The 12,418-nt window shown below is 69.8% G+C and carries 10 protein-coding genes and 1 other RNA gene; 2 read left to right on the top strand and 9 right to left on the bottom strand.

Annotated features, from left to right (window positions below):
* Nucleotides 1–82 precede the first annotated feature (82 nt).
* Complete coding sequence (locus D7W79_RS14045; RefSeq protein ID WP_120525884.1) at nucleotides 83–919, top strand: class I SAM-dependent methyltransferase; 837 nt, start codon at nucleotides 83–85, stop codon at nucleotides 917–919.
* Between the two features lie 31 nt (nucleotides 920–950).
* Here D7W79_RS14045 and D7W79_RS14040 read toward each other — a convergent pair whose 3' ends face one another.
* The 8 genes from D7W79_RS14040 to D7W79_RS14005 form a co-directional block, all read right to left on the bottom strand.
* Nucleotides 951–1,613 carry a hypothetical protein gene (locus D7W79_RS14040; protein WP_147441920.1) on the bottom strand — a complete coding sequence of 221 codons (663 nt, stop codon included), beginning with the start codon at nucleotides 1,611–1,613 and terminating at the stop codon, nucleotides 951–953.
* Between the two features lie 81 nt (nucleotides 1,614–1,694).
* Entirely contained in the window at nucleotides 1,695–3,476 is a 1,782-nt protein-coding gene (locus D7W79_RS14035; RefSeq protein ID WP_147441919.1) for a tetratricopeptide repeat protein, read from the bottom strand.
* Nucleotides 3,473–5,743, bottom strand: a complete 2,271-nt coding sequence (locus tag D7W79_RS14030; protein WP_120525881.1) for a J domain-containing protein — start codon at nucleotides 5,741–5,743, stop codon at nucleotides 3,473–3,475. The genes D7W79_RS14035 and D7W79_RS14030 overlap by 4 nt, the downstream gene beginning before the upstream one ends.
* Nucleotides 5,740–7,260, bottom strand: a complete 1,521-nt coding sequence (locus D7W79_RS14025; protein WP_120525880.1) for a S16 family serine protease — start codon at nucleotides 7,258–7,260, stop codon at nucleotides 5,740–5,742. The genes D7W79_RS14030 and D7W79_RS14025 overlap by 4 nt, the downstream gene beginning before the upstream one ends.
* 165 nt (nucleotides 7,261–7,425) lie before the next feature.
* A complete protein-coding gene (locus D7W79_RS14020; protein WP_120525879.1) occupies nucleotides 7,426–9,192 on the bottom strand; it encodes an Hsp70 family protein in 1,767 nt (588 codons plus the stop codon).
* Nucleotides 9,193–9,238: 46 nt separating this feature from the next.
* Nucleotides 9,239–9,733, bottom strand: a complete 495-nt coding sequence (locus D7W79_RS14015; protein WP_120525878.1) for a hypothetical protein — start codon at nucleotides 9,731–9,733, stop codon at nucleotides 9,239–9,241.
* Nucleotides 9,734–9,965: 232 nt separating this feature from the next.
* The gene (locus D7W79_RS14010) at nucleotides 9,966–10,733 is read right to left on the bottom strand and encodes a tRNA(His) guanylyltransferase Thg1 family protein (protein WP_120525877.1); all 768 of its coding nucleotides are present in this window, start codon (nucleotides 10,731–10,733) and stop codon (nucleotides 9,966–9,968) included.
* Nucleotides 10,720–11,169 carry an AAA family ATPase gene (locus tag D7W79_RS14005; RefSeq protein ID WP_120525876.1) on the bottom strand — a complete coding sequence of 150 codons (450 nt, stop codon included), beginning with the start codon at nucleotides 11,167–11,169 and terminating at the stop codon, nucleotides 10,720–10,722. The genes D7W79_RS14010 and D7W79_RS14005 overlap by 14 nt, the downstream gene beginning before the upstream one ends.
* A 176-nt stretch (nucleotides 11,170–11,345) precedes the next feature.
* Here D7W79_RS14005 and rnpB point away from each other — a divergent pair.
* Nucleotides 11,346–11,739: RNase P RNA component class A (rnpB, locus tag D7W79_RS14000), an RNA gene on the top strand.
* 11 nt (nucleotides 11,740–11,750) lie between these two features.
* Here the strand turns inward: rnpB and D7W79_RS13995 are convergent.
* Nucleotides 11,751–12,314: a hypothetical protein gene (locus tag D7W79_RS13995; RefSeq protein WP_120525875.1), complete on the bottom strand. Its 564-nt coding sequence runs from the start codon at nucleotides 12,312–12,314 to the stop codon at nucleotides 11,751–11,753.
* Between the last annotated feature and the right edge of the window lie 104 nt (nucleotides 12,315–12,418).

The following is a 12,418-nucleotide window of genomic DNA, read 5'->3' as shown; positions in this document are numbered from 1 at the left end:
CCCCCTCTGTCGCGGGTATGATACAGCTTCATCTCTCGCTGCTCATGCTTGGGTCAGAACCCACCCGGCCGTCGCATCCGCCATGCAGGAACACACCGTCAATCGTCACGCGTTGGATCAAGCGCTGGCCCTCACGCTGCTGTCCTGGCGGATGTATGTCTTTGAGCCAGCCCGGATGCTGAAGCGGTTGGGCCTCTACCAGGCCTCCACGCTTGGGCCTCCCCTGCAGCGCGGTGTCGTCCAGGGCAGGGGGCCCCATCTCAGCCTGCGGCATGCGCAGCCTGTGCTGCTGGCGAACGAGCCTGCTGGTTACGAAGACGTCCGTGAATTCGACCGCGTCGCGTCTGTCTATGACACCGTGGTCCGGCCTTTCTCGGAGCCCATCGTCGATGAGTTGCTGGAGCTGATGCAGCCGCTGCCGCCGAACGCCCGCATCCTGGATCCCTCCGCCGGACCTGGAAGCTCGGCCCTGCGCCTGTCCAGACTCGTCCCCGAAGGAGAGGTGGTGGCCGCGGACCTGTCACAAGGCATGGTGGAGGCCGCGCACCGTGCCGCGAGCGCCGCCGGTTGTCGAAACATGGCCTTCTTCCAGGCGGACGTCGCGCAGCCCCCCGAGGAGTTCACGGGCGCCTTCGATGCCGTCTTCTGCTGTCTGTCATTTCACCACTACCCTGATGGCCTGGCCGCGGCCCGAGCCTTCCGCCAGGTGCTGGCACCGAACGGCAAGGTCTTCATTGCGGACGGAGGGCCCGAGTGGTTCGTCAAGCTTGCCCGGCCCATCTCGGAGCTGGCGGATCCCGGGTTCGTGAAGCACCGGACTGGGGAAGAGTTCCTCCAGCTCTTCACGCAGGCCGGCTTCTCCTCGGTGTCGTGGGTCGAGGCACTGCCAGGCATCGGTTTCACCGTCGCCTCGGTGTGAAGAAGGATGCTGCTGCGCGGCTGTAGGCGGTTCACCTGCTTCGGGATGAGTGAGTCGCTCCACGCGTGGAGAGCGACAAGGCCCTGGAGAAGGCATACCCGACCACCGTCCATGCCCAGACACTCGTCGCGAGGAATCCAATGCCAACCACGACGAGTCCCAGGAGTGACAGCAGGACTGCCGTCCCCCCGATGACCCATGCCTTGAGATAGACCGTCCTGCCCTCCAGGGCCCGGCGGAACGCCTTGTCCGGACGATAGAGGTAGGACACGTCCCGGAAGGCAGCGTTGAAGGTCATTCCTCCCGGGAGACTGAATACCGCGAGCGCGAAAGCGGCCACTGCCACGCAGACAAGGGTCATCGCCCAAGGCCCTGGCCAGAGCAGCCAGGCTGCGAACGCGCACAGGGCCGAAGGGGTCAGGTAGATTGCAATGGCAAACCACGCCGTCAGGCCGCGCTTGAACACAAACAGGACAGGCTTGAAACCGCGAAAATAGGGAGGCTCGTCATGGAAGATCCGGTAGACGACCTCCAGGCGATGGCCGAGATTGAGAATCCAGCCAGGCAGCGTTGTGAGTAGGAGCAAAGCCCCAACGAGCACGTCTCTTCGCGCTTCCGGTGTTCGCAGCGGGAAGCTGAAGCAATCCAGCAAGGTCAGCTCCGCCCCCTGAGCGTGGAATTCTTTTTCGCGCAACGACGCTCTCCCCTCCTTCGGCCTCCGCGGGTCTTCAAAAGAGTTCATCTCTTCGGTGAGTCGACGGCAGCACGCCTTCCGTTAGGGCACCGTGTCCCCCGCCATGGCGCCGGACGGCTTGGGGCGGTCCCAGTGCTCAAGTGCGATGGTGACCGCGCCGGGCAACAGGAGCTCCTTCTTCACGCGCGCGTAGGCCGCCTTGGAGTCCTTGCCACGGGCGTCCAACTGACGTGCGAGCACCAGGTGGAGCGCGGCGCGCTCGCCCCAGTCCAGCGTCGTGAGGGACTCCACCGACAGCTTGCCGCTCAGCACGTCCCGCAGCTCGCCGTAGCCCAGGTCCACACCGGCAACATCCAGCGTCCTCGCCGCGAGCGCGGCGTCCCCGAGCCTTTCGAACTCCGCCGCCAGCAGCATGCCCGCCTCGGTGCCGACATGGCGGAAGGCCAGGAAGTCGACGTGCGCGGAAGCCCGCGCGGCGAACTCGGGCTCCTCCGCGAGCGACAGCAGCACCCGCACCGCGGTCGCGACCGCATCGTCCGGCGCGGTGCGCGACTCGTCGGCGTCAGGAGCCTGCCCGAGCGAGGCCGCGAGCCACCGGGCCACCTGGCCCTCCGGCCGATCCTTCTGGGCCCACGCGACGAGTTGCCGCATCGCGGAGTTCTCCTTGCCGTCCTGTGACGCGTGTCCGACCAGCTTCGCGTAGAGCTGCACGTCCTCCAGGTCCGGTGGCTCCTTCTCCGAGCTGGCCTGGAGCAGGCGCTCCGACAGCCTGCGCGCCGCCTCCGCGCGTCGGCCCAGGGCCACCAGCACTTCGGCGTGCGTCTCCTGGTAGCGCGAGTAGTCCGGGTCCCCCTGCTCCATCGCATCCAACAGCGGGAGCGCATCCGCCCAGCGCTGCAGGCGTGCATACCGCACCGCCAGCGCCCGACGGGGGAGCAGCTCCCCGGGATGAGCGCGCACCAACGCTTCCAGCCGCTCCGTCCCCGCGGGCTCGGGTTCGGCGCGCGCGAGCATCACGGCCATGACCAGGGAGTCGGGATGGCGCTCCAGCTGGGCCTGGTAGTACGCGCGAGCCTCGTCATTTCGCCCGGCGCGACGCATGTCGTACATCCATGCCCGCTGGGCGTCCGCGTTGTCCGGCTGCGCGTCACGCCGCGCCCGCGTCATGGCGAGCGACGCGAGGAGCCCTTCCTCACGCGCGAGCACCATCCTCGAGACGAAGGCGGCGGTCTCCGCGCCCGGCGTCTCTGGCAGTGCCCGCCACACGTCTTCCGCCAGACGAGAGGCCTTGGCCGTTTGGTGGTTCGTCATCAGCCAGCCGTAGCTCGAGGCCCACCCTCCCGGCGCCTGGCCCAGATGTAAACGCGTCGTATAGCGGCCGTCCTCCTTGCGCATCTCGATGCGCTGGGGCGGATCGGTGAGGACGTAGTCGATGCGTCCCGCCCGCAGGAAGGGCGTGCCCGCGACGACCAGCGTGGAGGGCTCGGACGAGGAGACGGGAGCATCGTCCCGCTCGTAGCGGACCGTCGTCACGTAGAGTGGCGCGGCGCCCAACACGTTGTAGACGAAGAGACCGCCCTCGTCGGTCACGAACACCGTTTCGTGAGCCAGCGTGGCCTCCCCGCTGCGCACGTCCACGTCCAGCGGCCCGATGGGCATCGTGCGCACCCGATGCTCATTCGCCCCGAGCGAAAACTGCTCGCCGCCCGCGGTGACCATGACCGAGGTGTCCAGTGCGTTGACGAAGAGCAACTGCTCATGCGTCGTGAAGGACCGGGCCACTCCCACGATGGCGAGCGCGCAGACACCGATTCCGCCGAGCAGCAACCTGCCCTGGCGCGAAGAAGTCGAAGGAGCACTCACGGCCGGGCCTCCTGGACGAGCGTCGAAGCGGTAAGCAACAGCGGGCGGCGGTCGCCCGCGCCGGGCAAGTGCCAACGGTCTACCCACGCGTGGAAGAGGGCCTCCGAGGCGCGCGGATCCGCCGCGTCGGCCACGAGTTCCAGCGGCTCCACCGGCAGGTCCAGTCCTTCCTGCTTCACCGACCAGATCCGCTGGGACGACGGAGAGCCCGCCTGGATTCCCTCCTGGACGTGGAGCGTCATCAGCGCTGGTCCCTCGTGTTGGGAGCCCCGGCCTCCGTCCACGACCAGGACCCCCTGCCCCAGGGCTTCATCCACCGCCCGTTGCCAGGCGCTCACCAGCAGCTCCGAGGGATCATCCTGGGGCGTCCGCGCGCCCTCCTGTGCCTGATACGTCACGGTGACGCGGCGGCTGTGCGTGCGCGAGACGGCGTCCAGCAGGCCCGTGAAGAACGCTCGAGACGGCGCGGCGGCACTGCCTGGATCCAACCGGGCCTCGAGCCGTGTCCGTGCCTTGCCCAGCTCCGCGTCCACGCGGGCCTGGAGCTGGGGAGCGAAGCGGGGGTCGGGGTGTTCGCGCAGGTACTCGAGCATGGGACCCAGGTCCGCACGCGCCGCGACGCGCATCCAGGCGTGCTCCGCGGACGACCGCTTCTGCGGCCACACGGCCCCGCCCACCAGCAACACGCCGATCCCTGCGGCGGCGAACATACCGGGCCAGGGCGAAGGCGCATCCGGTGCACGCACGTGGCCCTTCTTGTCCGCCCCTGCCAGCAGCGCCGGAGGCAGGTGCTCCACGCCGCTCTCCGCGTCCAGCATTCCCCGGCCGAGCAGCTCCAGCACGCGGCGTCGCCGGGCGATGAGCTCCTGGGCCAGCGACTCCGCCTTCTCCTTGCCCCGCACGGCCATGACCATGCGCTGGTCGTTGAAGCGCAGCTGGATGTTGGTGTGCTGGTAGACGCCGTTGTTCTGGTGCTCCACCAACTTCAGGTCTTGCAGGTGCACGAGCGGCCACACGGTGATGCGGTCGATGGCCACCTGGATGAGATGCAGGGGGTGGATGGTGTTGAAGCGTCCGTAGGGGCTCGCCATGACCCGCAGGAGGTAGCGGGCCTGGAAGCACATGGCGCCGAAGCCGAGCGCCGCGACGACCGCGCATCCCAGCCACTCCCAGACACCGCGCTCGGCGGTCCCCAGGTAGATGAAGGCCAGCAGGAAGCAGAGCGCCGTGGCGCAGATCAACGTGAAGATGGCGGGCATCACCCAGGTCGTCAGGACGCGCCACCCGCCGATCCGCTCCGCCTCCGAGTGCAGCCATTCACGGGTGACGGACGGAAGGGCGTCCACCTCCACGGTGACGCGGGTCGGGTACGCGACCTCGGTGGCGCTCTCCGGGTTGAAGCGCCGGCCGAACGCGAGGAGCCGGTTCGCGCCCTGGGACTTCTGCTGCGCGAAGAGGTGCGCGGCGGCGGCGGTGAGCTGGCCCCCGGCCCAGCGGCGCAGCTCGGGGTCGGCGTCCTCCGGCAGCTCCGCGTCGAGTCGCTCCAGCTCCTTCGCGGCGTCGGCCTCTTGGCCGTACTCCAGCATCGTCGCGATGCGCCGCACCTTGAGTGCGAGCACGTCCATCCGTGAGATGCCGGGCAGCGATTGCGCCTGCTCCAGCACCTTGAGCGAGTCCGCCACCTGCCCCATTGCCTCCAGGCAGTCAGCCAGCGCCACGCGCGGGCCCACCTCCGTGGGGCCATGCTTGCCCGCGCGCCAGAAGGCATCCGCGGCCTCCTTCAGCCGCTCCAGGCGGATCAACGCCCACCCTCGCTGAAGGTGCCCCTGCCAGTGGTCGGGCGCGCGCGCGAGCAGCGCATCGAACTCCGCCAGCGCCTGCTGGAACTCGCCCTCGAAGAGGAAGTGGCGGCCCAGCAGGAGGCGCGCGTCGTGAAAGTCGGGCTGCTCGGTGAGCAGCGTGGTGAGGACCTTGCGGCCCCCGTCCTTGTCTCCCGCTTCGAACAGGTTGATGGCTTCCTGGAGGTGCGCTTTGCCCGCCGCCGCCGGGCCGTCCGCCTGTTGCGCGGCGCTGGCGTCGAAGGCCTGGCGCGCTTCCGGGTCGGAGAGCAGCTCGTAGGCTTCACGCAGGCGCCGGAACTCCTCCGGGTGCGTCTCCGGCGGGTTCTGCCGGACGCGCTCGAAGTAGGCCTTCTTGATGGCGCGGGCGTCCGCGTCCTTCTCGACGCCCAGCACCTCGTAGGGGTTCTGGCGGGGCTCGTTGTTCACCTTCGCTCCAGTCCTGGCGTGTTCGCGGCCGCGTTCACGAGCCGCCACGCCTCATCCAAGCTGTCCACGGCGATCAGGCGCAGGCGCCCGGCCACCTCGGGCGGCAGCGCCGCCACGTCATCCAGGTTGCGGCGCGGGTGCAGCACCACGCGCATGCCTTCGAGGTACGCGGCCACCAGCTTCTCGTGCACGCCGCCCACCCGCCGCACCTCGCCGTTCAACGTCACCTCGCCCGTCACGGCCAGCCGCGCGGGCAACGGGCGCTGCGTGTACGCGGAGAGGCCCGCGAGCGAGAGCGCGAGGCCCGAGGAGAGGCCGTCCTTGCCCACTTCCGTGTCCGTGTAGTGCAGGTGCAGGTCGTAGCGGGTCGTGAGCGTTCCCAGGCTCAGCGCGGGCGCGCGGGCACGCACCACGCTGAAGGCCACGTCCGCGGCCTCCTGTCCCTCGGGGCCCACGCGGCCACTGCACCGCAGCACGCCGCGCCCGGGCACCGCGACCGCCTCCAGCGGCGAGACATGCCCGCCACCCGGATGCCAGCCGAGCACGCCCACGCGGCCCACCGCGGGCACGTCGCGAGCCAGCAACCGGCGGCGTTCGGCGACTTCGGCCTCGCGGCCCGCGGCCGCCAGGGACTCTCCGTTCGCCGCAGCCATGGCATAGAGCTCACGCGCCTCCTCCAGCGCTCCGGCTTCGAGCCGATGATCACCCAGGCGCAGCGCGGCGGCCCCCGGTGCTCCTGGCATATCGACCACGGCGCGACGGGCCTCTTCCACCTGGGCGGCGGGACGTCCCTCCAGCCACAACAACTCCGCGCGGAGCAGGGCCGCGGCGGCGCTCGTCCGCGACGACGCAGGTGCCACCACGAGCTGCCGCTTCGCCTCCGCGAGCGCACCTCGGCAGAGGGCATCAACGGCGGCGTCGAGCTTCGCCTGGGAGAGCGCGACGCGCGCCGTGGGCAGCTTGAGCGCCTGCGCGGCCTGCTCCAGGGGAGGCGCGTCCAGCATGGCGGTGGTGGCTGGAAGCCCGAGCGCGGAACGCGCACCGAGCACCGACTCCGCGAGCCGTGGGTCCTCCGGCGCGAGCAGCCGGGCCCTCCTGAGCGCGGGCATGGCTTCGGAAGGACGGTTCGTGCGTTCACACAGCCGGATGACGGCGCGCCAGGCTTCCAGTTCACCGGGCGCGGCTTCGGCGGCCTCGAACGCATGCACGAGCGCGTCGTCCGGCCGCTCCTCCTCCAGGAGCGTGATCAACTCCGCGCGCAGGGACGCATCGCGGGGAGCTTCACGGACGGACGTCTCCAACAGCTTCAGCGCTTCCGCCCGCTTGCCATCGCGAGCCCAGGCTCCGCACAGGAGGCGTCGCGCGGGCCCGCCTCCGCCCAGGTCCAGGGCCTTGCGCGCATGCTCCGCGGCACCGCGAAAGTCGCGTTCCTGGAAGAGCGCCTCGGCCAATGCCAGACGTGCCGACGGTTCGGCCGGACGCAGCACCACCGCGCGCTTGAGCTCAGTCAGGAGCATGCGTGCTCCTGAAGCGGCATCGCAGGAAGGCCTATCGCGCCCGACGGTTCGGCCGGGCGCAGCACCACCGCGCGCTTGAGCTCGGTCAGGAGCATGCGTGCTCCTGGAGTGACAGCATGGTCAGGCTCACCGGGCGCTGGAGTTGGATCGGCGGCACGTGCTCGCTCAGCCCAGGTCGAACAGCAGGTCGGTCAGCTCGGCATCCAGGCGGGCCGCGGTGGCGCGGTCCCCCTTCGCACGGGCCTCACGCAGGGCGTTGCAGAGCGACTCCAGCCGGGGACGCACGCCCGCTGGCGCGGTCGCGATCCGTTCGGTCGCGGCGGTCAGCAGTGCATCCGCGTCGGCCTCCGGTGACACGGGCGGCGCCGCCGCGGGCGCAGACACCGGCGCTCCCGGGGTCGCGCCCCATTCACGCGCCAGCCGCTCCTTCGCCTCCAGCCGCTGCTCCGGCCCCAGGCGCTGCGAGCGCTTGTCCACCACGAGCGTGGCCTCCTTGCCCGTGGAGACCACCCGCGTCGTGACGTCGAGGATGCCGTTGATGTCGTACGTGAACGTGACCGCGACCTTCTCCGTCCCCGCACGCCCGGGCGGCACGCCCTCCACCGTGTACGCGTCCAGCAGCAGGTTGTCCTTCACCAGCCGCGCCTCGCCCTGGAACACGCGGATCTCCACCGCGCGCTGCCCGTCCGCCGTGGTGGCGAAGGTCTCCGTGCGCGACACCGGCACCGTCGTGTTGCGCGGGATGAGCGGCGAGAAGACGCCCCCCACCCGCTCGCGCCCCACCGTCGCCTGCACCTCCACGCCCAGCGTGAACGGGCACACGTCGGTGATCATGATGCCGTGCGCGGCGCTCACCGCGCCTGTCTTCAGTCCCGCCTGCAGCGCCGCGCCCAGCGCCACCGCCTCGTCGGGGTGCACGCCTTCGCGCGGCTCGCGCCCGAAGTACTCGGCGACCAGTCGGCGCACCAACGGCACGCGCGAGCTGCCACCCACCAACACCACCTCCGCGATGGACTTCTTCGACAGCTTCGCGTCGCGCAGCGCGCTCTCCATCGGTTCGAGCGTGGAGCGCACCAGGTCCGTGATCAGCGCCTCGAACTTCGCGCGCGTCACCTCCACCTCCAGCGAGGCGGGAGCCCCTCCCCGGCCCTGCGCGAGGAAAGGCACGATGACGGGCGTGGCATCCACGGACGTGAGCGCGATCTTCGCGGCCTCCGCTGCGGCCTTGAGCCGCACCTGCGCCGCCAGGTTCCCGGTCAGTGACACGCCGTGGCTGCGCTCGAACTCCGCGCCCAGCCACGCGGCCAGCGCCTGGTCGAAGTCGCTGCCTCCCAGCTGGTTGTTGCCCGCGGAGGCCTTCACGTCCAGCACTCCCTGGAACATCTCCAGCACCGACACGTCGAACGTGCCGCCGCCCAGGTCGTACACCAGCACGTACTGCTCGGCGTCCAGGTGGTTCACGCCATACGCGAGCGCCGCGGCGGTGGGCTCGTTGAGCAGCCGCTCCACCTTGAGCCCCGCCAACTCACCGGCGTCCTTGGTCGCCTGGCGCTGCGCATCGCTGAAGTACGCGGGCACCGTGACGACCGCCTCCGTCACCGTGCCGCCCAGCGCGCGTTCCGCGTCCTCGCGCAGCGCGCGCAGGATGAGCGCGGAGATCTCCGTGGGACTGTAGCGCCGGTCTCCCAGCATCACCGGCAGGTCGCGGCCCATGCGCCGCTTCACCTCCGCGATGGTGCGCTCCGGATGCACGAGCAGCTGTGCTCGCGCGGACTCGCCCACGTGGAGACGGCCCTCCGCGTCCAACCCCACCACGGAAGGCGTGAGCCGCTGCCCCAACCGGTTGGTCAGCAGGTTGGGACGGCCCGCGCCGTCGAGCGCGGCCACCAGGGAGTGGGTAGTGCCCAGATCGATGCCAACGACATGACTCATGTGAGGTGAACCCAAAGGCTTTCAGCGAAGGACCGCGAGCGGCGGATCAGGACTCCGGCGGCGACCAGGGCTGGGCGGGCGCGGCGGCGGCGGCCTCCGGAGCCGAGTACAGGCGGTGCAGCTGCCTCAGCCCCTCCTCGCTGATTCCCGCCTCACGGGCGATCTCCATCGCGCGCTCCGGCGACGCGTGGGTCACCCACTTCCACTTGTACGAAGTGATGAGCCCTCCGATGCAGGCCAGGGCCAGCAGGCCCAGGGGGATGGCGCCCCCGGCCTCGTGCTCGGCGAAGGCGATGGAACCGAAGAGCAATGAGCCCAGGCCCACGACGATGAACAGGAAGCGCGCCCACGCCACGAGCACGGACTTGCCGCTCATGCCAATGGCCTGCCCGCGCCAGCCGTTGCCCTCTTCCGCCACGACGAGCCAGCCCTCCAGCGGAATGAGCGGCACGAAGTTGATGTGACCGAACTTCGTCGCCACGTACCCCAGGCCCGGAATCGCATCGACCTTGCCGAAGAGCCTCGAACCGAAAATGACCATGTGCTTCCCCCTCGAAACCTTCACGCCGTGCCTCAGGGCACCCGGTGGCGCGAGCGCGAATCCTGCGGCACCCGGGCGAACGCGCGCAATCCCCCGCCCCGGGTAGGACAAAGCCTCCTGGGCCAGGACTGGCATTGCCGGAATAGCCTTACAACGACCTGGAGACGGCGGCCTGGGACAACACCAGTACGTCACGGTCCTCCCGTTCTGGCTGTTGTCCCAGGGGGTCAGGCTACCGGTCCACCTCTCCCAGCAACGACAGGATGAACGCGTCGTACGCGTCCTTCATCGGCAGCTCGTAGTCCACCTTGAGGCGGCGACGCTCGGCGAGGACCGTCTCGCCCGTCCTCGGGTTGCGCGCCTCCTTCGCGTACGTCTCCCGGTAGAGCCCCGTCCCGCGCTTCTGCCAGTTGGGCAGGTCGTTGAAGTTCACGCCCCGCTGGAAGAGCAGCTCGTTCTTCTCCGCCACCGACAGGCACATGAGCGTGTTCGTGGCCTCCGCCACGCCCTTTCCCTCGCGGCGCAGGCTCCAGTAGCAGTGCGCGTTCAGCGCGTTGCGGTGCGCGTCCTCGCTGCGCCAGCGGAAGTAGTCGCGCACGAGCCCCGCGTTCGGCAGCTCGCAGATGCGGCAGTCGAACGCGGCCAGGTCCCCCAGGAGCAGCGAGAACTTCGCGCTCGCCTCCCCCGCGAGGATGGAGTTGAGCTTGCGCGTCTTGCGCCCGAAGGTGTCCTCGTCCGGGTGGAACAGGAGCGAGATCTCATCGCTCTGCGTGTAGCCGTAGACGACCCGGAAGCCGCAGTCCATCAGGTGCCCGGTCGTCGCGGCCATCATGTCGCGCACGCGCACGTCGAAGGGGCTCTCGAAGGCGTGCACCTCCTTCGTCAGCCGCGTGAAGCCGCGCCCATCGATGCGCGCCACCATGAACACGCCGGGCAGCACGCACAGGTCGTGCGCGGTCTCGAACACGCGCATCTTCTCGTCGAGTTCATCGAACTTCACGTTGCCACTCCTCCACTGCGAAACCGTCCTGCGACAGCCGGACGAAGAAAAGCGCGTCGAACCCCTCCTCGGGGCTGGGGACCTGCAGCCGCTTGTAGGTGCCGAGCACGCCCACCAGCGGCACGCGCTGCTCCACCGGGCGCTGATCATTCCGCAGGAGCGCGTCCGCCACCTTCGACTGGAAGTAGAGCCCCACCACGCGGAAGCCGAACCCCTTCGCGGCCGCGATGTACCGGGAGCGCTCCGCCGCCGTGGGGTTGGTGTTATCCACCACGAAGGGCTGCTTCGCCTCCAGGCACGCGCGCAGCAGCACCTTCTCCCGGTGCCGCGTCTTGAGCATGTCCAGGCTCAGGCGGACGTGCGTGGTGAAGAAGCGCTCCCGGTAGAAGGAGCTCTTCCCCGTCCCCTGGATGCCCGCGAAGATGACCGCTTCCATGCCCGTCCCTCCCCTCCCGCGAGGGCCGCTCGCGGGGACTTGGGGACGCTCAGGCGCGGGGAAACCCGACAAGCCCCCGGACGCCCACCCGCCGGGGGGCACCGAGGCGTGCGCCCGACATCATCCCATCCTGAAGGTGGACCCGCCCGGGCTGGCTGTTGTATCCCCGGAGTGCCGGAGCGGTCCGGGTGAACGCCGGCCATCGCAGGCATGGATGGCGGGAGGAAAGTCCGGGCTCCACAGGGCAGGGTGCTGGCTAACGGCCAGTCGAGGCGACTCGCAGGAAAGTGCCACAGAAAACAGACCGCCTGTCCTCGCAAGGGGGCGGGTAAGGGTGAAACGGTGCGGTAAGAGCGCACCGCGTCCGGGGTGACTCGGACGGCACGGTAAACCCCACCTGGAGCAAGAGCCAATAGGAGCGCGTCCCCGAAAGGGGACAGGGATGGCCCGTCCCATGCGTTCGGGTTGCTCGCTGATGAGGTCCCTGGGCAACCAGGGCCCTAGATGAATGTTCGCCGCCCATCCCGAAAGGGGTGGGGACAGAACCCGGCTTACAGGGCCGCTCCGGTTTTTTTGCCCTGTCAACCGCCCACGGGGACCTGCGCCAGCAAGAGGCGGCCCCGGCCATCGTTGCGCACCGCCTGCGGGTTGGTGATGGGCAGCCGGGCGTCGTTGCGCGGCTCCCACAGCCCCATCCACACGTTGATGGCGCGCGGCGACGCGCCCGGCGGCAGGGCGATGACGAACTCGTCCTTCACCGTCTCCCCCACCTTCCACTGCGTCGTGGGGTACAGGCCGCCCGCGGGCTTGTGGTCCACGTTCATGCGCTCCATGCGCCCATCCGCGTCCTCCACGTGCACGAAGACGAGGTAGTCCTCCTCCAGCGGCTGGAGCACCTTGAAGAAGACGGTGACGCGCGCCTGGTCCCCGGCGGGGATGCGGCCCGGCTGCACGGACGCGCCCACCACCTCCACCTTGCCGCCCAGGTTGGCGCCGCTGCGGATGGACAGGGGGGGCACCTGGGTGACGGTGGCCGCGCGGCGCTCCTGTTCGCTGGCCCCGCCGGGGGCCTCCACGATGCAGGCACTGGAAGTGCCCAGGAGGACGGAAGCGGTCAGCAGGACGTTCAGGGGCGGAAGGCGCATGGCGGAGGGCCGTTCTACCCGGCCACGGGCGCTGCATCCAACTGCGCGTTGGTGTATGCGGAGCGGCGATGAAGACCCCGACCTCCCTCGACGCACTCCTGGCG

The organism is Corallococcus exercitus (genome assembly GCF_003611585.1).
GTDB classification, from domain to species: domain Bacteria; phylum Myxococcota; class Myxococcia; order Myxococcales; family Myxococcaceae; genus Corallococcus; species Corallococcus exercitus.
The sequence above is the reverse complement of the archived record's forward strand: the minus strand, read 5'-3'. Positions and strand labels throughout refer to the sequence as shown.

Coding starts and splice junctions, on each gene's coding strand:
- D7W79_RS14045 (WP_120525884.1), top strand. CDS start 83: ATGCAGGAACACACCGTCAATCGTCACGCGTTGGATCAAGCGCTGGCC.
- D7W79_RS14025 (WP_120525880.1), bottom strand. CDS start 7,260: ATGCTCCTGACTGAGCTCAAGCGCGCGGTGGTGCTGCGTCCGGCCGAA.
- D7W79_RS14020 (WP_120525879.1), bottom strand. CDS start 9,192: ATGAGTCATGTCGTTGGCATCGATCTGGGCACTACCCACTCCCTGGTG.
- D7W79_RS14015 (WP_120525878.1), bottom strand. CDS start 9,733: ATGGTCATTTTCGGTTCGAGGCTCTTCGGCAAGGTCGATGCGATTCCG.
- D7W79_RS14005 (WP_120525876.1), bottom strand. CDS start 11,169: ATGGAAGCGGTCATCTTCGCGGGCATCCAGGGGACGGGGAAGAGCTCC.
- D7W79_RS13995 (WP_120525875.1), bottom strand. CDS start 12,314: ATGCGCCTTCCGCCCCTGAACGTCCTGCTGACCGCTTCCGTCCTCCTG.